The following is a 25,491-nucleotide window of genomic DNA, read 5'->3' as shown; positions in this document are numbered from 1 at the left end:
GCAACAGGATAAATGATATTTTTTTTAAATAGATAAGCGTTGAAAATACGCTTTATATTTTGAAGGGATCTTTTTAAGGGATTGGTACAGAGGAGTAAATCGTTTTATCTAAAACAGGGAGCACGCCCCTAACGGGGTATTGGCCGTAACGCCCTACCCTCCTGTATTCCGTGGTATATTCCGTGCAGTTTTAAGTGATGGGCCTGCGGCTAATGGCTTTCCTTTCCCGGAAACTTCAGAACTGTAGGAGAAGTCTTTGTATTTGATATTTTCTAAAATCAATGTTCAAAATGAATCAGCCATTAGACATTTTCTAACGACTAATTAGCGTACCATGAACATGTATTTAGTTCCGGGAACGATTCCGGGCGTGCGGCAGCTGCATTTCATTGCGTCAGGGTAACACGCCGCGTAAAATAAGGTGTCAGATAGTAGCGAATGTGGGTAGTATCGCTAACAAAAAAAGCCCTACCAAACCGGCAGGACTTCTTCCAATATTTTTTTTCCACCCATTCAACTTTTTTCCGTAGATCTGCGTTGTATAATCCGGGAATGCAATACTAAATGATCCTGCACCTGTGCCGGCTCCGCTGCATCCAGCGTCTTGAACAGCAGGCGGGCTGCCTCGGTACCCATATCGCCGGCGGGCTGCGTGATCGTAGTGAGAGACGGGTTCAGCAAAGGCGCTATTTCCAGGCTGGAATAACTGATCACTTTCACCTGCTCCGGGATCTTTACTCCCAGCTGGTGACAGGCATAGTAAGACGCCATGGCCAGGCGCTCCACCGCCGCAAATAATCCGTCCGGCCGCAGCGTATCCAGTACTTTGGTAATGATGTCAATGCTTTCCTCGCGGTCATTGCTGCAATCTATCACCCAGTCTGGCTGGAAAGGAATGCCGGCTTCTTTCAGCGCATCCACGTAGCCTTGCATGCGCATTTTGCCAATAGAGAGACTCTTATTGATCACCAAAAAAGCGATCTTTTTACAACCGGCTTCCACCAGGTGCCGGGTAGCTTCAAAACTACTGGTATAATCGTCTGTCGTCACTTTGGCCACGTCTACGTCATCGTACACGCGATCAAAAAATACCAGGGGGATCTTTTTCTTTTTAAGCTTGCCCAGGTAAGCGTGGTCGTTGGCCTCCCCGGAGGCAGACATAATAATGCCATCCACCCGCCCGTTGGACAGGTCGTCGATAATGCCCACTTCTTTCTGGTAATCATCGTCCGTTACGTACAATAAGGTATGATAGCCATTGTCGCGCGCCACACGTTCAATGCCTTTTACTGCCTGGGAGAAAAAGTTATTGGCCAGTTCCGGCATGATTACTGCAATGGTCTTGCTTTTCTTTTCCCGCAGGTTGCTGGCGTAGAGGTTTGGCTGATAATTAAGTTCCTTGGCCTTGGCCAGGATGCGTTCCTTGGTGGCCTGGCTAATATCGCTATTACCCCGGAAAGCCCTGGAAATAGTGGAAGTTGACAGGTTCAGGTCTTTGGCAAGCTTTTTTATATTGACATCATCCATTCTTGGCAGGTTATTTTGTTCGGCGCTTGCGCCACGGTCAATATTACAACAATTTTCTTTACAGCACCGCGGTGGCAGCGTCCTGCAGAATGCCTGTCAGGTGGTCCACAAACACCGATGCATAGCGCCCATCAGGGTCCAGCGTAGGATCCAGGATGGTAATGTCTATACCCTTACAGGCCGGTGCGGACAATAAAGGTAACAACACCGACCGCAGTTCCGCATACGACAGGCCGCCGGGTTGTGGGGAGTCCACACAAGGCATCAGGTCATTGTGCAGCACATCCACATCCAGGTGCACCCAGAAGCCATCCAGGCCGCGGGTTTCCACCAATTGGAGAAACTGTACTGCGGTAGCAGGGAGCCCAAACCGGCGCAGCGCATCCAGGTCGTAATAATTGATCTGGCTCTGGCGGATAAGCTGTACATAACTTTCATCCGGCACCCGGTTGCCGCAGCAAAACACCTGCTGCTCCGGCACATAAGGCCTGCAATGGTGAATGTCTGTTAGCTTCTCATGCCCATTGCCCGTCACCAGGGCCAGGTCCATGCCCGCTACCCCGCCAGTGGCAGAGTGTTCCGGCCACATATAGTCCGTGTGGCCATCCAGGAAAAAGAGGCCATAGTTACCCTGGGAGCGCAACCCCAGCATACATCCCAGCAGGATGCTGCAATCCCCGCCCAACACAATGGCCTGTCGCCCGGCACGCACGGTGTCCTGCACCTGCTCTGCCAGCACGATGCTGTAACCACGGATGGCGTCTGCATTGCGCATGCGCGTTTCAGGATCTATATCGCCATGGTAGGTGGGTGGTTCCAGGTAAATGGTTTGCACCGCGCCGGCCCGGCTGGCAAAGGAAAACTGCTGCAGGTGTTCCGGCAGGTGACGCACCCCGGGCGCTACGCCGGGTGCAGGTGGTTTCAGGCCCAGGTTACTGGGAGCAGCAATGAACGTGCGGATGGGTGCCAAGGCAGATAAACATTAGGTAAGCTGAAAATACAACTTCATCCGGGCAGATGCAAGCAGAAATAATGCAACCTGCACACGCATATTCACCGCGTACCGGTTATTTACATTTATAAAAAAGGAAGACATGGAAACACGTGAAAAATTTGAAGGCATGAGCGATGAGATCCTGGTCCTGCTCTCCGGGGCCAGCCGCTAAGGGGCGATCAACTATGCGGAGTTAATAACATACACAGACAGGGAAGCATTGCCAGGCCCCAAAGGCAATTGCAAAAGAACGGAAACACGCACCGGAACGGTGCCAGGGAAGCTTTGTACCAGTGGCAGCGATGTACACCGGAACATTGTCGGGAGGCCCTTGCGTTAGTAACATCCGGTGTATGCCGGAACAGTGGATGGAGCGCACATTGCCAGTGCAGGAAGAACTTTGCAGGGCAGCAAGCAGCGCATATCAGGCAGGCCCGGAAGACTTCCTGCCAGCATCAGTGCACGCCCGCCAGTTTCTTCATAGCGTTGTAAATGCTCCAGAGGCTCACCAGGATCACAATGATGCCCACCGCTACCATGATGGTCTTTGCAGAGATCCTGTTAGACACGCGCGCTGCAATGGGCGATGCTACTGCGCTGCCTATGACCAGGCCCATGACGGCGCTCCAGGGAATGCTTTTATTCAGCGCCAGGATAAAAGTGGCAGAGGAGAGAATGGCGATGAAAAAACGGCTGGCCTTCACGGTGCCAAGCGCCGTACGGGGATTGCGCCCTCCTGCTATCAGGGCAGAAAGTACGATGGAGCCCCATCCCCCACCACCTACGGCGTCTATAAAACCGCCGCCCAGGCCCAACAGCCTTACCTGCCGGATCTTCTTGAGCCGTTTCTTACGCCGGATGTTAAAAGATTTAGTGAGGATCAGCACACCGAGGAACAAGGTATATGCCGACACGAAAGGCTTCATGTACATGCTGTAATGTTCCAGGTTAGAAAGGATATAGGCCCCGGTTACCGCGCCTATGCTACCAGGGACCACCAGCAGCACAAACAGGCGCTTGTTAATGTTATGCATGCGCCAGTGCATCCAGCCGGCTATCCCATTGCTCAGGATCTCTGACAGGTGCACGCCCGTACTGGCGGCTGCCTGGCTGATACCCATAAACTGCGAAAAAGCAATGGAAGTAACCCCGTAAGACATGCCAATAGCCCCGTCTATCATTGCAAATACAAAACCCGCTGCCAGGAAATAATAAAATTGCGGCTGGATATTTTCTACCTCATCACGGAACCCTTCTACATTGAACCAGGCCAGCACACCGGCTATCACGGCCACGCCCAGGAGGATGAACCATGCCAGGCGGATGCGTTTCTTCACGGCGGGCGGTGGCCCCGGTATGATCACCGGGCCTGTTACACTTTCTGTTGCAGTATCTGTTGCTGAAGCCATTCCGTTAGCGGTGGGATTATGGGAAACAGTTGCTGCATCTACCGCCGGTGCTCCATTGGCAACTGCGGAAGTGCTGCCTGCACCGGGTGCGCCGGGGGTGCCGGTCAATGCGTCCTTTTCGATGGCTGTTTCCATAATCTGATTTAAATATTTGGGCAATATTTACCCTATAAACCCTGTAGACTATGTAAAAATGAAGATTAATTACCGGAAAACCAAATGCCAGGGCAAAAAAACTGTTTGGGCTGCAGGGAATTGTAAGGGAATGACGGTCAAGGCTGTGGGGAATGGCAGCTACGGGTACACCAGTACCGCCTTTTCTCCGTTCGTTCCTTTAAATGCAAGGGCTCCATGGATCTCCTCCAGTGTAAAACGCCCACCCAGCCTGGTTTTGAAGTGAGGCTGCCCTATGATCCTGCTGATGGCTTCCAGCGCATTGCCGAGTTGTACGGGGTCTTTTACCGTATCTGTCAGGAAGTTGGAAAATGGCCGGATGCTGATAAACTTCAGTGCCAGCATGCTCATGGCCACGGTGAGGGGTTCTGTGTCGCCCAGGTAGCCATAAGAATACACCACAGTGCCGTAGGGCAGCAAAGGGATCAGTACATTCAGCAGCTGCCCGCCCACGCCTTCAAACACGGCCGTAGCCTGCATTGCAGCGGCCAGGCTGGTAAATTGTGCTGCAAAATCCGCATCATCCTGCACCAGTACATGCTGTGCGTCCAGGGGCGCCAGGGCCGCCTTGCCCGCGGCATTCCGCACAAGGGTGATATAAGGGAAATGCAGGGCATTGCAAATGCCGATCATGGCGCGGCCTGTAGCAGCATTGCCCGCCGTGATAATAACGGCCTTGTGCCCTTCCTGCATTGCCTGCCGGAGAAAGGCGTATGGGGTAATGATGTTTACCAGGGAGCCCGCGTAATCTTCGGCCGCCGCGTTTTCCGGCAGGATGGCACAGTCCAGGTAGGGCACCTGCACATATGCCGACCATGTGCCCACCGCGTATTCGCTGTAATGCAGCTGCCGGTACAACGTTACCTGCCGGTCCTGGTAGCGGGCGGGCACGCCTTCACCCGTTGCTATCACCCGCCCTGCGCCGGACACACCGCGTATGTTGTACAAACTCCGTGTGGCCCCTGGCAGCGGGGGGCGGTAAAGGAAAAATTTATCTCCGTTGTTGATGGCAGATGCCGTCATTTTAATGATCACGTGGCCGGGAGCCGGTTCTTCCGGTCTTTCCACGTCAGCTATTACCAGGTCCTGGCCTGCTATTACTGCTGCCTGCATACTTGCTTTCATATCCTGTGATTTCAATTGTGACAGATCCGCTGCGCGGGTAAGCGCTTTGTTTTTACGGCACAAAGGTGCATCACAGCACAGGCTCCCGCCCATGAAGTATTGTAAGAAATAGGCTTAAAGTAGATTAAGCCCGGGAAAGGTCTTTCCGGATCTTGCTCAGGAATTCGGGGGTAATGCCCAGGTAAGAAGCAATCTGGGTATTGGGCAGGCGCCTCACCAGGTGGGGATATTGCTGCAGGAACAGCTGGTACCGTTCTTCTGCGGTAGCGCTGATGGTTTGTAGCAGGCGGTTTTGCAGTTCAATGTATTTGCGCTCCGTGATCACCCGGAAGCCGGTGTTAAACCTGGGGTAATGGCCGTAAAGGTAAATGAGGTCCGGACGGGCTATTTGCAGTACCGTGGCGGCTTCTATGGCTTCTATGTACACATCGGAGGGCTTTTTGGCATAGAAGCCACCCAGGTCGCACAACCAGTCATTTTCTGCGCCAAACTCCAGGTTATGTTCCTTGCCGCCAGGGTCTGTGGCATACATTTTAAAGCACCCGGACACTACAAAGCTAAAATGCCGGCACACCTCCCCCTGGTGAAGAAGGAAGCCACGGCGTTTTACCTGGCGGGCAGTAAAGCGCGTTGCCAGTTCCGCTTTTTCCTTTGGCCCCAGGCGGCCCTCAAAGAAGGCTTCCAGTTGTGCAATATGCGAAGGTTCGGTTGTCAAGGATTTTTAAAATTAAGTCAAAAGCATTGCCGGTTGCCAAGGGCTTTACATCAGATCAAAAACCACTGCACCGTGGGAAGTCCCGCGGCCCTGGCCATCAGGGGCTTAAAATTAACTCAAAACCACTGCCCCCCAGGCAAAAAAAAGCTTCGCTGAAGTTTTCTCCAACGAAGCTGCTACCATAGAGGCTATCAATGTCTTATTTGATCCGGTAGGATTGTCCATCTACCTTTTCCAACTGGGTGTTGGTCATGGTAGATACGGATTCCATTACATTATCCACGGTTTCATCTGTGAATGTTGCCGTAACCGGTGTATTCAGGCGGGAAGAGTCCTTCACGGCCACCTGTATGTCATACATGGTTTCTACGGTGCTCAGTACGGATGATAAGGGAATATCTTTAAATACCAGTTTGCGGTGGTCCATATCGGCCACGTGCTCGCCTACACGGTATTTGTCGGTCAGGGTATTGTACGCCAGCAGCATGCCATCGGAGAGCATTACGCTGTCGTTATTATCGCGGTCTACTACCATCACCTGCCCGTTGCGCACATGCACGCGAAGGCCGGCTACCTGGGGCTCATAATCCACCACGAAGTGGGAGCTTACAGAATGCAGTTCCATTTTACCCAGGCGCACAATGAAGGGCTCGGGGCGTTTCACCACGTTGAACGATCCTTTACCCTGGAAATGTACGTTACGGCCCTGTTTAATATCATCGGCGGTAACCTCCAGGGAGGCACTGGAATCGAGCTGTACCTGGCTGCCGTCTTTCAGCTTGGTAAGACGGGGGCCGGAAATAGGACCGGTGTGCAGCGCGCGGGCCAGCCAGATGCCGGAACCCAGCACCACGGCTATCATCGCAGCCCACTGCCAGCGGAATGACTGGCGGCGGGGCGTCATGGGTACAACAGAAGCAGTATGTTTTGATTCAGAAGATGTTTGGGAAATGGCTGCAGAGAGACGGCTCCAGGCAGCATCGGTATCGGCTACGGTCACTGCTTCCACCGGGAGTGGGCGCAGGAGGGCTTCCAGGGATTTTAGCACGGCCGCGTGTGCCGGGTCTGCGGCCAGCCATTCGGCTACGCGACGGTCTGTTTCCGGGCTTGCTGTTTCCAGCAGGTACTCGGCCAGCAGATCGTACGGTATGTCTTGGTAACCCATGTCCATTAAAATCCTGTTTACAATTTTGAAGACGCATTAACAGTCCCCATCCCCCTATGCGGGTTGGGCGCTGATTTGTTAACGGGCGGTATTTAATAAGCAAATCCCTTGCCCGGCGGGCCTTTCAGCCTATGTTATTTTTAATCCTCCGGGCGCTCCCCCCTTTCCGGCCGCTGCGGTACGGTACCGGAGCGTTCGGCAGGCAGGTAGTCCCGCAGTTCGTTGTGCAAAATTTTAAGCGCTTTGCCCATCTGGTTTTCCACGGTTTTGATGGCAATGCCCATGACATCGGCAATTTCAGCGTATTTGAGTTGCTGCTGGCGGCTCAGGATAAACACTTCACGGCAGCGCTCGGGCAGCTTTTCCAGGGCTTTGTACAGGGAAGCTTCCAGTTCTTTACCGGGCAGCACCGCATCAGTGACCATGGGTTGCAGCTGGCCAAAGGCGGCTTCACGGGTGGCCTGCGCGCTTTGCTTGCGCCAGCGGGATATGGCTACGTTGCGTATAGCGGTAAAAAGATAGGATTTCTCGGAACCTGAGATCTCGATGTTATCCCGCTTCTCCCAAATGTTTAAAAACACCTGCTGCACTACCTCTTCCGCCTCGTACCGGCTCCCTGTATATTGGGCGGCAAAGGCCAGGCAATGTGCATGGTGTGTTTTAAAGATGGTTTCGAAAGCAGTAAGCGATAACATAAAAATCCCCGCTAAATTAAATGGCTCGTTGGCAAAAGCCAAGCACATGTTTAAAATTGTGAATAAAACTGTTGGGCACAAGGGAGGGATGCTTGTTGCCATTTTCTATCTTTGCACCCGCATGTATCCGCTGATTAAAAACTTACTCTTCCGTTTTCCCCCGGAGAACATTCACTACCGGGTGATGAAAGGTTTGCGCCTCCTGCACAAGCTGCCGCTGGGCGGTAGCCTGCTCCGGGCCGCGTTTGATAACAAGACCCCCGGGCTGGAACGCCAGGTCTTTGGCCTGACCTTCAAAAACCCCGTAGGCCTGGCCGCCGGGTTCGACAAAGACGCCAAATATATTAAGGAGCTGTCTTCCCTGGGCTTTGGTTTCGTGGAGATCGGTACGCTGACTCCCCTGGCACAGCCGGGAAATGACAAGCCCCGCCTGTTCCGCTTGCCGGCCGACAAGGCACTGATCAACCGTATGGGCTTCAATAACGAAGGTGTGGCCGCGGCCGCAACCCGTTTGAAACAGCGCCCTTCCGGCCTCATTATCGGTGGCAATATAGGGAAGAATAAGGTAACGCCCAATGAATCTGCCACGGATGACTACGAAAAATGTTTTCACGCCCTGTACGACGGGGTGGATTATTTCGTGGTGAACGTGAGCTCACCCAATACGCCCAACCTGCGCGCCCTCCAGGAAAAAGAGCCGCTGCGCCAGCTGCTCCAGCACCTGCAGGACCTCAACGCACAAAAACCGGCGCCCAAACCCATTCTCCTGAAAATAGCCCCCGACCTCACGGATGAGCAACTGGACGACATCATCGAGATTGTCCAGTCTACCCACCTGGCAGGCATCGTGGCTACTAATACCACCATCCGCCGCGAGGGCCTCCGCACCCCCACGGATGAAATAGCCGCCATTGGCGCAGGAGGCCTCAGCGGCCTGCCTGTGAGAGAGCGCTCCACGGAGGTGGTCCGGTACATTCATAAAAATTCAGGTGGCAAGATCCCCATCATCGCGGTGGGGGGCATTTTCACTGCTGCGGATGCACAGGAAAAGCTGGATGCCGGCGCCTCCCTGGTACAGGTGTACACCGGGTTTGTTTATGAAGGGCCGTCTATTGTGAGGAATATCTGCAAGGGATTGAGACGATAAATTATAGTTCGGGTTAAGCATTCAAACAAAACTCAATTGTAACTGGAATTATAACGGTTTAAAGATCGTTTCCGCATTTTCAGACTTCAATCTTGCATAGAACTCAATGGCATATCGGTCTGTCATACCCGCTACGAAATCACATACTATCCTTTTTTTATCAGCGTTGACACTTTCATAATAGTTTCTAAAGTCATGGGGAAGCAACTCACATCCACCATCAGCAGATACCGTTTTGAAAATTTCTCGAACAATTTCCCTTCCGCGAAATTCAGCTACTTTCAATCGTGATGATAACACCTGTGATATATATGTAAATTTTTTCAGGACCTCTACCTGTCCTAAAATGTCATCAGTAAGAACAACTCTACTTTGAGCAGGAAATTTTTTATTGGGGATGAATTTGACCCCTTCAATAAATCTATTAACCAGTGAGGATGACAAAAAGTTTCTCTGATATCCGTTATGTGAATATGAATTTATAATCGAGTACTGCCTATTCAGATAGCTAAATGCAGAGTCAAGATCCTTTATATGTGTCCCCTGAAAATCTTGGAATAAAAATTCAGAAAAGAGATTTTGCAATATCTCTCCAACTGCTTCGGGAGAGGGTTTAAAAATATCTCCGTTAGGTAATTCTAGTTGTATCTGCTCTGAAATTTCTTTAAGTAGTTTTTGCTTTGGAAACACAATATCTTGTAGCGTATAAAATCCTGCCTTTAGACCATCTTCTAAGTCATATGTCGAATATGAGATGTCATCTGCAACATCCATGATTTGGCATTCAATGGTCTTAAATTTACTATCTAGCTCATTGCCACCACAATCCGATTTTATTTTTTTTACAAGGCCATCATCAAAATGATAATAACCTTTAACCGGCTTAATTTTCTTCCCTTGCTTGACGGCGTCCTCATCCGTTAGCCTTTTCTCATCTATGATATTGTCATACTTAAGGATACTAGCAAGCACCCTTGCTGTCAGGTTTAAACCTTTTCTTTGATCGCCATTTCCATTAAATTGGCTGTCATCAACGTCCACAAAACCCTTTTTCTCAATTTTGGTTAACAGCCTCAAAGTTTGTGCATTACCTTCATATCCACCGTGTTGTCGCATCAGTGAATCCAATTCATATTCTCCTTGATGTCCGAACGGAGGATGCCCTAGGTCATGGGCCAATCCCGCAAATTCAACTATATCAAGATTAATTGGCATATTAGCAAGGAATTTTTCCCGGCTATTAAGTTTACTGGCTATTGAACGTGCAACAGATGCAACTTCGAGCGAATGAGTCAATCGATTCCTAAAAAAATCCGATTCAAATCCCGGGTAAAGCTGGGTTTTACCCTGCAATCTTCTAAAACAAGTCGCATGAATAAGCCTATCCATATCCCGTCGAGCAGGTTCGCGATAATTACCAAGAGCATTCTTACCTTCAGCGTAATATCGCTTAAAATCATTCTTCGTGTAGAGGGATATAGATCTACCAGTGGAATTTTGGGACAATGATTTGAGGTTTAGCTTTAAACGTGGATTAAAATAAGAGGTCGTGCGACGTAATCACACGACCTAAAAAGTCAATAAGCCGGTTTAATGATTCTTTTTTGCGACTGACGCCTTGCCATTTACGTCGTTCTTGCTGATCATGCTAGCTCTAACAATATCAGCAGTAGAATGTCCCGATCTGTGTACAATGTTTTCGGTAGCTTTCTTTGCATAGGCAGCAGCGGTCGCATTAGGGGTTACGACTTGTTTCTTTACCTTTTCCATGTGCGATAGTTGAAAGGTGATAACTACGGGTTTACTTCTACGTGGTATTTTCTCAGAAATACCTAAACGGTCCGCAAAAGTAATAACTTTTTAAACAATCCACTTACAACTTTCATGCAAATCTTTGCAAATTTTCTGCTTTGAAGATAAGGATATTATAAAGATTATAAAAAAATAATCTTTATAATATATTTAATCAGTTGAATTTATTAGCCATACAATGCAAATCGGCCTCATTTATTAAAACAATACATTGGACATCTTACGTACCCCCTACGCCCTGTCCATCTCCACGATCTTCCGGATAAACGCAGTGCGGCTTTGCAACACGTGCGACTGCATGAGCGTGTAAAACTGGTCGTGCGTCATATGAAAGCCCATATAAAACATCCAGAAGCCCAGGCCCAGCCAAGGAATGGCTTTCAGCGCTTCGTCACCCAACGGGCGCACGGCCGTATAAGCGCTGATAAATTGATCGTAAGCTGCTGTAAACTGCTCCGCGGTGAGCCGCCCCATCAGCCGGTCCAGCAACAACTGCTGGCGGAAGGTCATGATGTCCTGTATGAGCCAGCCTCTCCCGAAAAAGTCAAAGTCAAAAAAAGTAAGGTGGTCCTTTTCATCAAAATGAAAGTTCTTGGGCAAGAGATCAAAGTGGCAGTAACCACTGGCAAAAGCCGCGGTATCCATGACCGCCAGGTGTCCCTGTACTTCGCGGGCCGCCTGTTGCAGCCACGCATAGCCTGCGGCATCTTCCCCGAAATGATCACGGGCATTGGCAAGCGGGATGAATAAAGTAGTGTCCAGGTCAAAGGCCCAGCGGGGATCACTCAGCTGCAACGTGGCAGACACATTATGAAAGCGGGCCATCTGTGTGCCCAACACCTGCAACTGGTTTGGCGAAAGCAGGTTCACCGCATGGCCTTCCGCAAAGGAGAACAGCATGGCGTAGCGCGTACCTTCCGCGGCCGGCAATGCCTGCAAATACTGCCCATCCTTATCTGCCAGCGGATAAGAAACGGGCACGCCTGCTGCATGCAATGCCAGCAGCAATTCGGCCTCCGCGGCAATGTTTCCCTGCGTCCTGTGCGAAGGCCGGTAAATGCGCAGGATGTAACGCGCATTGCGCGCCTGTACGCGGTAGGTGTCTCCCACCCCGCGCACCAGGAACTGGCACAAGACGTCCTGTAATTGATATTGCCGGCCTATATAAGTGGCCAGGGCCGCGGGATCCAGCGTGGAGTACACTGTGGGGAAAACCGTTTGCATCTATCTTACTTCATTTACGCGCTGCATGATCACACACGCTACCATGCCTGCCGTTTCCGTGCGCAGGCGGGTGCTGCCCAGTGATACCGGCTTGTAGCCGTTTTCCAGGGCCAGGTCTATTTCTTCGGGTGCAAAATCGCCTTCCGGGCCGATGAGGATCAGCGCATCCTGCCCTTTCACCAGGGCGTCGCCAAAGTATTCTTTTTCTTCGGGCAGGCAGTGGGCGATGAAACGTTGGGTAGTGGTATCTTCTTTTACCAGCGTATCAAAAGCTACCGGCTCCTGCAGCACCGGCAGGTAATATTGCTGGCTTTGCATCATGGCAGCTACCAGGATGTTTTCCAGCCTTTCCATTTTAAATTTCTCTTTCTCTGTGCGCTTGCTCAGCAAAGGGATGATGCGCTGGATGCCGATCTCCATGGCCTTTTCCAGGAACCATTCATTGCGTGATGCATTCTTGGTAAAGGCAATGCCAATGGCACAATGAGGCCGGGGCGCCGGCATCTTTGTTACCTCCTCCACGTGCACACCGCAGCGCTTGCGGTTATCATCCACAATGGTGCAGCGGTAGCGGTTTCCCCGGCCATCGGCCAGCAGGATGGTATCGCCATTCTTGTGGCGCAATACCATGATCACATGCTTGGAAGTATCTTCATCCAGGGTAAATGTTTGGGAGGATGGCGAAATGGTTTTCGCAAAAAAAATGGGCAGGTCCATGCGGGCAAAGATAAATGATTAAACCTGTGCTGCCGCCAGCCTGCGCGTGCGGAAGTGAAAGCGGATAAACACCAGCACCGACGATGCCAGTAACCCGAGCAACAACCCCCACCAGATGCCGCCCACGCCCCAGCCCAGTTGTATACCCAGCCAGTAGCCCACCGGCAGCGCAAAGCCCCAGTAGGCAAACAATGTGATCACCGTAGGCACCTTCACATCGCCCATGCCGCGCAGGATGCCCAGGCCCACTACCTGCGTACCGTCAAACAACTGGAAGAAGGCCGCAATGAGCAGCAGATGTGCCGCAATAGGCTCCACGACCGGATCCTGGATGTAGAAGCCCGGCAATACATGCCGCAGCAGCATAAATAAAATAGCCGTGCACCCCATGAACAACAGCACCATGTGATAACTGGCAATGGCAGAGCGGCGCAGTTCCGGGAAATTGCGCCGGCCCAGGAAATTACCGCTCTTGATACCCGCTGCCGCGGAGATACCGCTGGCCGCCATAAATGTCATGGATGCCAGGCTGATGGCGATCTGGTGGGCCGCCAGGTCTGCCACGCCTATCCAGCCCACCATGATAGCAGCCCCGCTGAACGCACTCACCTCAAACACAGATTGCAGGCCTACGGGCGCGCCTATACCGAGAATGCGCCAGGCCACCTTCCGCGAAAAGTTCTTGAGCTGTACGCCCACCAGGTAAGGTTTGAAGCGCTGGTTGCGCAGCACGTAATAACACATGGCCACGCCCATTAATACACGGTCTGTAAACGTGGCAATACCTACCCCCACTACCCCCAGCTTAAATCCATACACCAGCGTTACGCCCAGCACAATATTGATCACGTTGCCCACAATGGTAATGTTCATCGCCTGGCGGGTAAAGCCCAGCCCTTCGGTGAACTGCCGGAAGGTCTGGAAAAACATCAGCGGGATCATGGACGCCCCCAGCAAACGCAGGAAGGGCGCGGCTTCTGTGGCCACAATGGGCGGCTCGTGCAGGAAGCCCATGTTGTAGCTCAGCACCATCAGCACCCCGCAAAGCAACAACCCGGTAAGCAGGTTGATAACCAGGCTGTGTTGCAGGAAATAACCGCACGCCGGCCTGTCTCCCCCGCCATCTGCCTGCGCGATCAACGGTGTAAGGCCATAGGAAATACCCAGTCCGCCCACCAGGAACACGGTGAAAATGCTCACCCCGAGTGACACCGCGGCCAGTGGCACATCGCCGGTATGGCCAATAATAATACTGTCTGACAGCTGTACCAGTGTGTGACCCAGCTGGGAGATCACCACCGGGTAAGCCAGGCGGAAATTTTCTTTATAATGATGACGGTAGTTTGCGTACAGTTGTTTCATAACACGATAAAAGCGGGAGGGCGAAGCTACATAAACCGCACAGGTTTGAAACGGCAGGTGCATGAAGCTTTGCACAATTTTTCACGGATAAAAATAAAAAAGCCGGCGAGCGGTGACGCTGCCGGCTTTTACGATTCGTTTATACTCCTAGAACGGAGCGTCTTCAAAGCCTTCGTCGCCGAAGTCCATATCATTCATTTTAGACCCTTTCTGGATATAGAGCTTTGCCTCGTCGTTGTCGCCGGAACCGGGGCGCATGCCGGCAAAGCTGTTGCCGCCACCGCCGGGGAAGGACGGGCCACCGGGGTTTTCCAGGGAGCCATCATCTTCAAAACGCTGGTATTCCAGCACCGCGCGCAGCTTGATGGTGTCCAGCTGGCCATTACGGTGTTTGGCAATACGCACGTGGGTTTCACCCTTATTGGATTCGCCCATTTCGTTCTGGTTAATATCGTAGTATTCCGGGCGGTAGAGGAACAGTACCATGTCCGCATCCTGTTCAATGGCGCCGGATTCACGGAGGTCACTCAACTGGGGCATCTTGTTACCATCCTTACGTTTTTCCACGTCACGGCTTAGCTGGGACAGGGCGATCACCGGCACCTGGAGCTCTTTTGCCAGGCCTTTCAACTCACGGGATATCTTGGATATCTCCTGTTCACGGTTGGTATTCTTGCCGTCTGCACTGCCGCTCATCAGCTGCAGGTAGTCGATGATGATGATGCCCACTCCGTTGTTATGCACCAGGCGGCGGCACTTGGCCCGCAGCTCAAAGATGTTCAACGCCGGCGTATCGTCCACGAAAATGGGGGCCTTGGCCAGGCGTTCCACCCCGTGGGTCATCAGCTTTTTCATTTCATATTCTTCCAGCTTGCCACGTGTGATCTTTTCCAGTTTGATCTCGGCCTCCGCGGCGAGGATACGCGCTACCAGCTGGCCGGACGACATTTCCAGGCTGAAGATGGCCGCACCTTTGGGGAAGCGGGGATGCAGGGCTGCGTTGCGCACCAGGTTCAGGGCGAACGCGGTTTTACCCACCGCCGGACGGGCGGCCAGGATGATAAGGTCTGTGGGCTGCCAGCCATAGGTTACTTTGTCCAGGGAGGGGAAGCCGCTGGGCACCCCGGTAATATCATCGCCTTTATTGCGCAGGTCCTCGATGCGTTTCATGGTGTTTACCAGCACGCGGTCAATGGAGTCATAGTTCTTGCGCAGGTGGTTGTTGGTGATCTCAAACAACTTGGATTCCGCACTGTCCAGCAGGTCAAACACGTCGGCGGTGTCTTCGTAAGATTCACTGAGGATCTCGCCGGAAATGCGGATCAGTTCCCGTTGGATGAATTTCTGGAGGATGATGCGGGCGTGGGCTTCCACGTTGGCGGAAGATACCACGGAGTTGGTCAGCTGGCTCACATAAAAAGGGCCACCCACCAGGTCCAGTTCTCCCATGAAGCGGAGCTCTTCCACCACGGTGAGAATGTCTACCGGCATGGATTTGCCGGCCAGGCGTATCATTGCGAGGAAGATCTTTTTGTGGGCCTCTACATAAAAACAGTCTGATTTCAGGATCTCGACCACCGTATCGAAAGCGCCCTTTTCCAGCATAATGGCACCCAGCACGGCTTCTTCCAGCTCTTTGGACTGGGGCGGTACTTTCCCGTAAATCTGGGTGGACACGTCTACAGCGGGTTTCCTGCGCACATTGCGGTCTTTCTTAAGATTCAGATCCATTTATGTTAAAGGCGTTAAATGTTAAATAAAATGAGGCAAATTCTCCGTGTTCCAGCGGTTTTTCTAATGTTGCAATTCTTAGTTTTTGACGTGGTGGCTAACAGTCCGTTTCTGTCTGAATTCAAACTTTTGAGTGCTGTACAAATGAAGGTAACCGCATTTTCCGATTATTCATCTTTACCGGTGCGCTATAATTCTTCGCATGTCATGCACACCTTTTCCACCCGCAATTTGTCAGTTATCTACTGACGAAGCACCACTTATTAAGATACGCCACATTTAATTCACAACAAAACACCATTTATGCACATTTCAAGGGGAAAAAGATTTTCTCCCGCAGGTGCCGCATCGTTTCATTGTTTCGTTATGAGGCTGGTTGCCGGAAAAGCCGGGGCGCGAATTTATTTCAATAAAAGTTACCGGCAAACGGGCGATTTGGCAGCCCTGTCAGGTACGGGTATGCCAGCCCGGGAAGACCCGCGTAAAAGCGTGGTTTAATGGCAAAATCGATTAACTTTACCCGGTATTTTTTATTTGATTTAGCAAAATGACGATCTCGTATAACTGGTTATGTGATTACCTGCCGGTACAGCCCACGCCGGAGCAACTTTCTGTAATACTGACCCGCATAGGGCTGGAAGTGGAAAGCCTGGAAAAGAAGGAAACGGTAAAAGGCAGCCTGGAAGGCCTGGTGATCGGCGAAGTGCTGACCACCGCGCAGCACCCCAATGCAGATAAACTGAAACTCACCACGGTAAGCATTGGCGGCGCGGAGCCCCTTAATATCGTGTGCGGCGCGCCTAACGTGGCTCCCGGCCAGAAGGTGATCGTGGCTACCATTGGCACTACCATCTACCCCATTGAAGGGGAGCCCATGACCATGAAAAAAGCCAAGATCCGTGGGGAAGAAAGCCAGGGCATGCTCTGTGCGGAAGATGAAATAGGCCTGGGCCGCGGCCATGCCGGCATCCTGGTGCTGGACGCCTCCCTGGAACCGGGCACCCCCGCCCGCCAGGTATTCAACGTATCCGAAGATTATGTATATGAAATAGGCCTCACGCCCAACCGTATGGATGCCATGAGCCACCTGGGCGTGGCCCGCGACGTGTGCGCTTACCTGAATAACGAAAATAACAACCAGGATTACAGCGCCAAAGTGCCCGCCATCCCGGCACTGCCAAAAGCCGCTGTCAGCCTGCCCATCAGCGTAAGCATTGAAAATACCCTGGCCAATCCCCGTTATGCCGGCCTTTCCATCACCGGCGTTAAAGTGGGCCCCTCGCCAGACTGGTTGAAAAACCGCCTGCAGACCATTGGCGTACGGCCCATCAGCAACATTGTAGACATTACCAACTTTGTATTGCATGAAACCGGCCAGCCCCTGCATGCCTTCGATGCCACTGCCATCAAAGGCGCCAGCATCGTGGTAAAGAACCTGCCCCAGGATACGCCTTTTGTAACCCTGGATGAGAAGGAACGTAAGCTGGACGCGGCAGACCTCATCATCACCAATGGCGCCGGCGAGCCGATGGCCATTGCCGGTGTATTTGGAGGCGCTCACTCCGGGGTAAAAGACGACACGACCAGCATTTTCCTGGAAAGTGCTGCCTTTGCCTCTGCCAGCATACGCCCTACCTCCTTCCGCCATGGCCTGCGCACAGACGCGGCCACCCGCTTTGAAAAAGGCGTGGACATTGCCCAGGTGCCCTATGCCCTGCAGCGTGCAGCCGCCCTGATCTGCGAACTGGCCGGGGGCCAGGTGGCATCAGACATCGTGGATGTGTATCCCGATCCCAAACCCAAAGCACAGGTAACCGTTAGTTATACTTACATTCACCGCCTGAGCGGCAAGGCCTACCCCGTTACCAGGATCCACAACATCCTGGTGAGCCTGGGCTTTGAGATCCTTTCCCAAACGGCGGAAAGCCTCACCGTGGCAGTGCCTTACAGCAAACCGGATATCAGCCTGCCCGCCGACATCGTGGAGGAAGTGATGCGCATAGACGGGCTGGATAATATTGAAATACCCGCCACCATCAGCATAGCGCCTTCTTTAAGCGCGCAGCCGGATAAAGAGCGGATCAAGGAAAAGATCGCAGATTACCTGGCGGCCAATGGCTTCCACGAAATATTCACCAACTCTATTACCAACAGCAAGTACTATCCCGAGGAGCAACAAGCTTCCCTGGTGCACATGCTGAACAGCCTGAGTGCGGACCTGGACGTGATGCGCCCCTCCATGCTGGAAAGTGGCCTGGAAAGCGTAGCCCACAACCTGAACCGCAAGAACGAAGACCTGCTCTTCTTTGAATTTGGCAAGACCTACGGTGTATCCGACAAAGGCTATACGGAGCACGACCACCTTTGCCTGTACCTCACCGGCCACAAAACACCGGAACACTGGCAGCAAAAGCCGGAACTGGTAGACTTCTACTACCTGAAAGGCTTTGTGATCAACATCTTTGCACAACTGGGCATTAAAGGCCTGGAGTGGGAAGAGGCCACAGACGGGGGATTGCAGCCGGCATACACCCTCAAGGCACAGAAAAAGGCAGTAGCCGTGCTGGGCGCCGTAAGCGGCGCCAAGCTGAAACGCTTTGACGTAAAACAAGCAGTGTGGTATGCAGACATGGACTGGCAACGGATCATAAAACTGGTAGGCCAGAAGTCAGATAAGTTCTTTACGGAAATCCCGAAGTTCCCCGCCGTGCGCCGCGACCTGGCCCTGGTGCTGGACAAGCAGGTAAAATTTGCCGCGGTGGCACAAGCCGCTGCCGGCGTAAAAAGCCCGCTGCTGCAACAAATGAACCTGTTTGACGTATTTGAAAGCGAAAAACTGGGCGCCAATAAAAAATCCTACGCGGTAAGCTTCACTTTCCAGGATGCGCAGAAAACGCTCACGGATAAGGAAATTGACAGCGTAATGGAAAAACTGGTGAACACATTTACCTCCCAATTACAGGCGGAAATCCGCAAATAATGGCACTGGAACAACACATACAACGGATTGAAGACAAACTGCAACTGCTGCTCCGCAAGCTGCAACAGGTGCAGGGCGAGAACGCCCAGCTGAAAGCGGACCTCCGGGAGCAACAGCAGGCCATCGCCCGGCAGGAGCAAACCATTGCCGGGCTGGAAGAAAAGCTACAGCTCATGAAACTGGCCAACGTACAGCAGGGCAACGGCATGCACGCGCAGGCCGCTGAAGAGCAGGAAGCATTCCGCCGCGACATCCGAAACAAGATCAACGAATACATCCGGGAAATAGACCGCTGCGTAGCACTGCTCAACGGTTAAATGCCCGCAGCTTTAAAGCAAAGCCCATGGAAGAACTGATCCCAATGAACATCGTGGTGGCCGACCGCAGCTACCGCATCAAAATGCGGCCGGAAGAAGAAGAAGCCGTGCGCCGTGTGATGAAAGAAGTGAACGAGAAGATCGTGGAGTTTCGCCAGGCCTACGCCGGCAAGGATTTCCAGGACTATATTTCCATGGCACTGATCATGTATGCCACGCATCCCTTCACCAGCGGGGGCATTGCCCAGGGCAATGCATCGCCTTACCTGGCGGAGAAGCTGCAGCACATAGAGCAGCTGATCGATGAGCAATTGAACGCACAGTAGTTGTTCCGGCCTGCGGCCCATGAAAATATAAAATGCCCCAAAGCGGCCATCCTAGCACGCTTTGGGGCATTTCCGTTTTTCTGCTTAATGCTTATTTTTTAAACTGGGCAGCGTGCTGCAAGTCCTCGATAAGGCCCGGGTGCACGGGCTTCCAGCCCAGCCACGCCTGCGTAAGCTTGCTGGAGGCGGGGAGATCTGCCCCGGCAAAAAAGCCAAACCAGCCAAAGTGGGCATTGGCCTCCTCCTGCGTCATGGACTTTACGGGGAGGCCCAGCCCCTGCCCTACCAGTTCCGCTACCTGGCGCACCGGAATGCCTTCATCCCCCACCGCCTGGTAAGACACGCCTTTGGCGGCTTTTTCAAAGGCCAGGGCAAACACTTTTGCCGCATCCAGCCGGTGTACGGCCGGCCAGCGGTTCTGCCCATCGCCCACGTAGGCGGAAACACCTGTCTGGCGGGCATGTTCAATCAATACGGACACAAATCCCAGGCGCTCCGTATTATGCACCGCGGGTGGCAGGCGCACAATAGACGCCTTTACCCCCTTCGCTGCCACGGCATCCGCCGCTTCGTCTGAAGCCATGCGGGGCATCACAGCAGATGGGGCGCGGAAAGGATCGTCCTCTACGCGGATCTGCCCGCGCTGGGCAGATGCACCGGTGCCGGAAGTTACCACCAGCGGGCGGTCTGTGCCGGCCAGGACCTGGCCCATCGCCTCAATGAGGCGGCGGTCTGCCTCGGAATTTTCCTTGTATTTAGAAAAATCGTGGTTAAAGGCACAGTGGATCACCCCGTCTGACGCCGCTACTGCTTCCAGCACAGAGGCATGGTTATCAATATCACCGCGGTGCACCTGGCCTCCCAGGCGGGTGATGATGGCAGCCCCTTCTTCAGAACGGGCCAGGCCTGTTACCGTATGGCCGGCGCGGACCATTTCGTCCACAACGGCGGAGCCTATAAAACCGGAAGCTCCTGTAATAAAAACGCGCATGGTAGTTTATTTTTGAAGTGAAATGAATGACCATCCTGGAGATGATGGCGCAAAGGTCCGGCAGATGCGGCCCCGAAAACAAGGTCATTTGACACAATTATGAATTACGCTAAATTTATATAGTATGTTCAAAGCGTTTGAAGATTTTATGGCCACGGAAGTGAAGCTGCGGCCGGAAGAGATCAGCCAGCTCCTGGCACTGGCCACTGTGCGCAAACTGAAGCGCCGGGAAGTGCTGCTGCAGGAGGGCCACATCTGCCAGTACAAGGCTTTTATACTGGACGGCCTGCTGAAGACCGGCTCCGTGAATGACAGCGGGCAGGAATATGTGCTGCGCTTCAATCCGGAAAACAGCTGGGCGGTGGATCCGCTGAGCTTCAGTAAAAAGGTGCCCGCCCGCTTCAGCATAGACGCGGTAGAGCGCACCACCGTACTGCTGTGGACACCATCCGCCTTTGAGGAGCTGATGACCGGTATCCCGGCTTTCAAAACCTATATGAGCAGGCTGCTGATGGACACCTTTTATGACACCCACGAGCGGGTGAAATCCAATATCAGCTACACCTCGGAGGAAAAATACCTGGATTTTGTAAATACCTTCCCCCACCTGCTGCCCCGCCTGCCCCTGCACCTGGTAGCCGCTTACCTGGGCATTTCCCGGGAAACCCTGAGCCGCATCCGCCACCTGCAGATGAAACGGGGGTAGACTGCGATGCAATTGCTTCACCTTTAAGCATTTACCGGGATATTTTACCCACGGCGCCTGGCCCTCCGAAGGGCACGGCCTGCTAAAACAAGGCTGGTTTGCAACTTAATTAATTCATTATCACGCCCCGCTCGTGGTTTGCTGCTAATTTTTTGTATTTTCGCCCGTCTATATCCCGTCCACACCGTTCATACATCCACGGATGGCGGGGTTGCACTATAAATCGTTAAACAAGAAATAATGGACTTAATAACCGTGATAGCGGCTGTCGTTGCACTGGGAGTAGGGATCCTGCTGGGCAAGATCATCTTTAACAAGAATACCCAACAGAAAATAGCCGATGCCGAAGCGCAGGCACAGAAACTCCTCTCCGAAGCACAATTACAGGCAGAGGCCGCCAAGAAAGACCGCATGCTGGAAGCGAAAGAAAAATTCCTGCAACTGAAATCCGAGCACGAAAAAGAAGTGCTGCTACGCAACCAGAAAGTACTTGAAGCGGAGAACCGCGTTAAACAAAAGGAACAAAGCATCACCAGCAAGACCGAGCAACTGGAAAAGAAACTTGCTGAAAATGAAACGATCAAGGAAAACCTGAACCGCCAGATCGAAGTAGTGAATATCAAGCGTTCCGAATTGGAAAAACACCAGGAAGAGCACATCCGCCGCCTGGAAAAAGTAGCCGGCCTCACCGCCGAAGAAGCCCGTCACCAACTGGTGGAAAGCCTCAAGGAAGAAGCCCGCAGCCAGGCCCTCTCCCACATCCAGGAGATCATTGAGGATGCCAAGCTGAAAGCCAACAAGGAAGCCAAAAAGATCATTATACAATCCATCCAGCGCACCGCCGCCGAGCAGACCATTGAGAACGCCATCACCGTGTTCAACCTGGAAAGTGACGAGATCAAGGGCCAGATCATTGGCCGTGAAGGCCGTAACATCCGCGCCATTGAAGCGGCTACCGGTGTAGACCTGATCGTGGATGACACCCCCGAAGCAATTGTACTTTCCTCCTTTGACCCGCTGCGCCGTGAAATAGCCCGCCTGTCCCTGCAACGCCTGGTACAGGATGGCCGTATACACCCTGCCCGTATTGAAGAAGTGGTAGAAAAGACCAAGAAACAACTGGAAGAACAGGTAATGGACATTGGTGAGCGCACCGTGATAGAACTGGGTATCCATGGCCTGCACAAGGAGCTGGTACGCCTGGTAGGTAAGATGCGTTTCCGCTCTTCCTACGGCCAGAACCTGCTCATGCACTCCAAAGAAACCGCTAACCTGTGCGGCATCATGGCGGCAGAACTTGGACTGAACCCCAAGCTGGCCAAACGCGCCGGCCTGCTGCACGATATTGGTAAAGTACCCGATGAAGAAACAGAACTGAGCCACGCCCTGCTGGGTGCCAAGCTGGCGGAGAAATATGGCGAGCACGCCGCCGTAGTGAACGCCATTGGCGCGCACCACGATGAAATGGAAATGGCCTACGTGATCTCCCCCATTGTACAGGCTTGTGACGCCATCAGCGGCGCCCGTCCCGGTGCACGCCGTGAGATCATGCAGAGCTACCTGCAGCGCATCAAGGACCTGGAAAACCTGGCCGTTGCGTACGATGGTGTGGAAAAAGCCTATGCGATCCAGGCCGGCCGTGAACTGCGCGTGATCGTAGAAAGCGACAAGGTGACCGACAATGATGCGGACCGCCTGAGCTTTGAAATTGCCACCAAGATCCAGACGGAAATGCAATACCCCGGCCAGATCAAGGTAACCGTGATCCGCGAAAAGAGAGCGGTGAACATTGCGAGATAATTGAACGTCGCTTTATAAGGAAACGCCCTGCAGGTCATACTTGCAGGGCGTTTTTGTTTGGGGTGGGATTATGTAGGCTTGTTTGCGGGTCATCGTTACAAAGGTTGTAAAACACCCTACCCGCCAATATACGATACCTGGTTTATTCTGCTTTGATATTGTTGATCGGGTTGGCCAGCGCGCCCTTAATAGCCTGGAAACTGATAGTGCCAAACGCAATGAGCAAGGCACCAGCGCCCGCCAGCGCAAACATCCACCAGCTAAGGCTTACCCGGTACGGGAACGCATCCAGCCACCTGCTCATGATCCACCAGGCAAAGGGCAGCGCTATGACAAAGGAAATACCGATCAGTTTTAAAAAGTCTTTGGATAATAACATCACCAGCCCCGACATACTTGCACCCAGCACTTTCCTGATCCCGATCTCTTTGCGGCGTTGTTCCGTATCAAACACAGACAACCCAAACAATCCAAGGCAGGAAAGGAAGATAGCAATGAAGGTGAACAGGTTGATGATGCCAGACAGGGTGGTTTCTGTTTCATACTGGCGCTGCACATCTTCGTCGAGGAATGAATAGGTGAACGGTACGGTGGGAAAATCGCGCTGCCAGATGGCGGCTACCTTGTCCAGCAGGCCACTGTAATCAACGCTGCTGGTACTCACCACCACGATATCTTTCCCGTATTCCGGCTGGTATCGCAGCATAAAAGGTTTTACCTCCGTGTGCAGGGAGGTGTAATTGAAGTCTTTCAACACGCCGGCTATTTCCAGGAAGTTGCCCGGTTCGCCCTGGTAATCTTTCGGGTACAGGCGTTTTCCCACCGCTGTCAACGGGTCCAGGCCCAGCACTTTGCAGAACGCTTCATTGACCAGCGCCCTGCCGGAATCACCCGCCCGGAAATCACGCCCGGAGAGCAGGCGGATGCCCATGGTCTTTGCAAAGTTCTCATCGGAAAAGATGAAGGCTACGTCGTTGCTGCTTGCAGGGTCTTTGCCTTCCAGGTAGTAAGGCCAGTCCTTGCTGATCACCTGCCCCGGATAATTATCCGCCATGGTAGCAGATTTCACTTCAGACAGTTGCTGAAGGTCATTCATAAAGGCCGGAATCCTACCCTTTGAATCGTCCGTATAAAAATTGAACACCAGCCGCTGCTGCTTTTCAAAACCGAGGTCCTTGTGCCGGATATAACTGAGCTGGAAATAGATCACTACAATGGCGGAAATAAACACAATGGACAGCACAAACTGGAACACCACCAGCAGGCGGCGGATGCCGGCGGCAGAAATATGATTATTAAGCTGTCCTTTGATGGTATTGATCGGCTTGAAGGCAGATAAATAAAATGCGGGATAACTGCCCGCCAGCAAACCCGTAATGATGGTAATACCCAGCAGCAGCAACACAAAGCGGTAGTCTGCCATGAAGGACATGCTGATGTCTGCCCGGGTCACAGCATTGAGGAAAGGCCGCACCAGCGCCAATACCGGCAGCGCCAGCAACATGGCGACCAGCGATAGCAGCAATGATTCTCCCAGGAATTGTTTTACCAGGTCGTTCATACCGGCGCCAATGATCTTGCGCACGCCTACTTCCTTGGCCCTGCGGGATGCACGGGCGGTAGTAAGGTTCATGAAGTTAATGCAGGCAATCACCTGTATCAGCACGGCGATGAGCAACAACATTTTGAGGAAAGTGCTACTCACCGTCTTACTCAGTTCATTGTCGTAGCCTCCGGTGGTATGGATACTGGTAACCGGCTGCAGGTGCAACTCTTTTTTCATGCCCATCTCCTTCAGCTGCGCGGCGCCATGGAGCTGTAAGAATGCCGGCAGCTTCCTTTCCAGCGCAGCCGCAGCTGCACCGTGGTGTAGCTTCACATACGTGGCCACGTAGTTGTAAGCCGCCCAGGAGGTGCTGTTGTAGGTAACGCTGCCCATGCCCCCACTGTTCATGGCCATGAAAATGGCGGACTGGATATGTGACTTTCCCAGCCGGTCGTCCACTACGCCCGTCACCTTAAACCCATGACGGCCGTAGGCATTGTCAATTTCAATGACCTTGCCCACGGGGTTGGTTTCGCCAAACAGCTTGTCTGACAAGGATTTCTTGAGCACCACGGTATAAGGTGCGTCCAGTGCGTGTCGGTTGTCGCCGTATACAAAATGATAAGTGAAAACATTGAAGAAAGTGGAATCGGCATAAACGGCCGCCTTTTCGTACAGGCTTTTATCCTGGTAGTGCAGCAGGTGCTGCTTGGCTCCCAGTCGTTCTGTGGGCACTACGCGCGTGTATTCCAGCACTTCGGGCAGCTCCAGTTTCATGGCAGGGCCTATGGGCGGAGAACAAGACGCCTTTTCCGATTCACCGGACGTGATGCCCAGTAAAGAATTTACGCGGTAAATGTCTGCTACCTGCCGGTGGTGCCGGTCGTAACTATATTGATCGGTCACATAGGCAATTATGTAAAGGCAACAAATGGTACCGATAGCCAGGCCAGCGATGTTGATCAGGCTGAATACTTTATTGTTCAACAAACTCCGCAAGGCCGTCTTGAAATAGTTTTTGATCATAG

At 52.6% G+C, this 25,491-nt stretch carries 20 protein-coding genes; 6 read left to right on the top strand and 14 right to left on the bottom strand.

The window, feature by feature from the left end:
• Nucleotides 1–513: 513 nt before the first annotated feature.
• From DCC81_RS06265 to DCC81_RS06235, 7 genes are all read right to left on the bottom strand, one after another.
• Nucleotides 514–1,527: a LacI family DNA-binding transcriptional regulator gene (locus tag DCC81_RS06265; RefSeq protein ID WP_108685708.1), complete on the bottom strand. Its 1,014-nt coding sequence runs from the start codon at nucleotides 1,525–1,527 to the stop codon at nucleotides 514–516.
• A gap of 58 nt (nucleotides 1,528–1,585) precedes the next feature.
• Nucleotides 1,586–2,497 (bottom strand): arginase family protein, encoded by a 912-nt coding sequence (locus tag DCC81_RS06260; RefSeq protein WP_108685707.1) that lies wholly within the window; start codon nucleotides 2,495–2,497, stop codon nucleotides 1,586–1,588.
• A gap of 479 nt (nucleotides 2,498–2,976) precedes the next feature.
• Complete coding sequence (locus DCC81_RS06255) at nucleotides 2,977–4,065, bottom strand: sulfite exporter TauE/SafE family protein (protein WP_108686487.1); 1,089 nt, start codon at nucleotides 4,063–4,065, stop codon at nucleotides 2,977–2,979.
• 159 nt (nucleotides 4,066–4,224) lie between these two features.
• Nucleotides 4,225–5,229: an MDR/zinc-dependent alcohol dehydrogenase-like family protein gene (locus DCC81_RS06250; RefSeq protein WP_133177567.1), complete on the bottom strand. Its 1,005-nt coding sequence runs from the start codon at nucleotides 5,227–5,229 to the stop codon at nucleotides 4,225–4,227.
• A 124-nt stretch (nucleotides 5,230–5,353) separates the two neighbouring features.
• Entirely contained in the window at nucleotides 5,354–5,944 is a 591-nt protein-coding gene (locus DCC81_RS06245; protein ID WP_240612912.1) for a Crp/Fnr family transcriptional regulator, read from the bottom strand.
• Between the two features lie 199 nt (nucleotides 5,945–6,143).
• On the bottom strand, nucleotides 6,144–7,109 hold the full coding sequence (locus DCC81_RS06240; protein ID WP_165806459.1) for a FecR family protein: 966 nt from the start codon (nucleotides 7,107–7,109) through the stop codon (nucleotides 6,144–6,146).
• A gap of 140 nt (nucleotides 7,110–7,249) precedes the next feature.
• On the bottom strand, nucleotides 7,250–7,804 hold the full coding sequence (locus tag DCC81_RS06235; protein WP_165806458.1) for an RNA polymerase sigma-70 factor: 555 nt from the start codon (nucleotides 7,802–7,804) through the stop codon (nucleotides 7,250–7,252).
• A gap of 121 nt (nucleotides 7,805–7,925) precedes the next feature.
• Between DCC81_RS06235 and DCC81_RS06230 the strand changes: the two genes are divergently transcribed.
• Nucleotides 7,926–8,951, top strand: coding sequence for a quinone-dependent dihydroorotate dehydrogenase (locus DCC81_RS06230; protein ID WP_108685703.1), 1,026 nt, complete (start codon nucleotides 7,926–7,928; stop codon nucleotides 8,949–8,951).
• Nucleotides 8,952–8,999: 48 nt separating this feature from the next.
• Here DCC81_RS06230 and DCC81_RS06225 read toward each other — a convergent pair whose 3' ends face one another.
• The 5 genes from DCC81_RS06225 to dnaB all read right to left on the bottom strand — a co-directional run bounded on the left by DCC81_RS06225 (nucleotide 9,000) and on the right by dnaB (nucleotide 15,797).
• Complete coding sequence (locus tag DCC81_RS06225) at nucleotides 9,000–10,457, bottom strand: deoxyguanosinetriphosphate triphosphohydrolase family protein (protein WP_165806457.1); 1,458 nt, start codon at nucleotides 10,455–10,457, stop codon at nucleotides 9,000–9,002.
• 537 nt (nucleotides 10,458–10,994) lie between these two features.
• Nucleotides 10,995–11,987, bottom strand: a complete 993-nt coding sequence (locus tag DCC81_RS06215; protein WP_108685700.1) for a phosphotransferase enzyme family protein — start codon at nucleotides 11,985–11,987, stop codon at nucleotides 10,995–10,997.
• On the bottom strand, nucleotides 11,988–12,704 hold the full coding sequence (locus tag DCC81_RS06210) for a 16S rRNA (uracil(1498)-N(3))-methyltransferase (protein ID WP_108685699.1): 717 nt from the start codon (nucleotides 12,702–12,704) through the stop codon (nucleotides 11,988–11,990). It abuts the gene before it with no gap.
• A gap of 18 nt (nucleotides 12,705–12,722) precedes the next feature.
• Nucleotides 12,723–14,066, bottom strand: coding sequence for an MATE family efflux transporter (locus DCC81_RS06205; protein ID WP_108685698.1), 1,344 nt, complete (start codon nucleotides 14,064–14,066; stop codon nucleotides 12,723–12,725).
• Nucleotides 14,067–14,213: 147 nt separating this feature from the next.
• On the bottom strand, nucleotides 14,214–15,797 hold the full coding sequence (gene dnaB, locus DCC81_RS06200; RefSeq protein WP_108685697.1) for a replicative DNA helicase: 1,584 nt from the start codon (nucleotides 15,795–15,797) through the stop codon (nucleotides 14,214–14,216).
• Nucleotides 15,798–16,344: 547 nt separating this feature from the next.
• Here dnaB and pheT point away from each other — a divergent pair.
• From pheT to DCC81_RS06185, 3 genes are read left to right on the top strand one after another with little or no spacing between them, the layout of a single operon-like run.
• The gene (gene pheT, locus DCC81_RS06195; protein ID WP_108685696.1) at nucleotides 16,345–18,777 is read left to right on the top strand and encodes a phenylalanine--tRNA ligase subunit beta; all 2,433 of its coding nucleotides are present in this window, start codon (nucleotides 16,345–16,347) and stop codon (nucleotides 18,775–18,777) included.
• Nucleotides 18,777–19,094 carry a hypothetical protein gene (locus DCC81_RS06190; protein WP_108685695.1) on the top strand — a complete coding sequence of 106 codons (318 nt, stop codon included), beginning with the start codon at nucleotides 18,777–18,779 and terminating at the stop codon, nucleotides 19,092–19,094. Before pheT ends, DCC81_RS06190 begins: the two co-directional genes overlap by 1 nt.
• A gap of 26 nt (nucleotides 19,095–19,120) precedes the next feature.
• Nucleotides 19,121–19,420, top strand: a complete 300-nt coding sequence (locus DCC81_RS06185) for a cell division protein ZapA (RefSeq protein WP_108685694.1) — start codon at nucleotides 19,121–19,123, stop codon at nucleotides 19,418–19,420.
• Between the two features lie 91 nt (nucleotides 19,421–19,511).
• Here the strand turns inward: DCC81_RS06185 and DCC81_RS06180 are convergent, their stop codons facing one another.
• Entirely contained in the window at nucleotides 19,512–20,411 is a 900-nt protein-coding gene (locus DCC81_RS06180; protein ID WP_108685693.1) for an SDR family oxidoreductase, read from the bottom strand.
• 124 nt (nucleotides 20,412–20,535) lie between these two features.
• On the opposite strand from DCC81_RS06180, the gene DCC81_RS06175 reads away from it, so the two are divergent.
• Together DCC81_RS06175 and rny are read left to right on the top strand one after the other, a co-directional pair.
• Complete coding sequence (locus DCC81_RS06175; RefSeq protein ID WP_108685692.1) at nucleotides 20,536–21,117, top strand: Crp/Fnr family transcriptional regulator; 582 nt, start codon at nucleotides 20,536–20,538, stop codon at nucleotides 21,115–21,117.
• Between the two features lie 240 nt (nucleotides 21,118–21,357).
• Complete coding sequence (gene rny / locus DCC81_RS06170; RefSeq protein ID WP_108685691.1) at nucleotides 21,358–22,917, top strand: ribonuclease Y; 1,560 nt, start codon at nucleotides 21,358–21,360, stop codon at nucleotides 22,915–22,917.
• A 142-nt stretch (nucleotides 22,918–23,059) separates the two neighbouring features.
• Here the strand turns inward: rny and DCC81_RS06165 are convergent, their stop codons facing one another.
• A complete protein-coding gene (locus tag DCC81_RS06165) occupies nucleotides 23,060–25,489 on the bottom strand; it encodes an ABC transporter permease (protein WP_108686485.1) in 2,430 nt (809 codons plus the stop codon).
• Nucleotides 25,490–25,491 lie beyond the last annotated feature (2 nt).

It is taken from the genome of Chitinophaga parva (assembly GCF_003071345.1).
Classification (GTDB): domain Bacteria; phylum Bacteroidota; class Bacteroidia; order Chitinophagales; family Chitinophagaceae; genus Chitinophaga; species Chitinophaga parva.
Note: the sequence above shows the minus strand (reverse complement) of the source record. Positions and strands in the feature narration are given on the sequence as shown.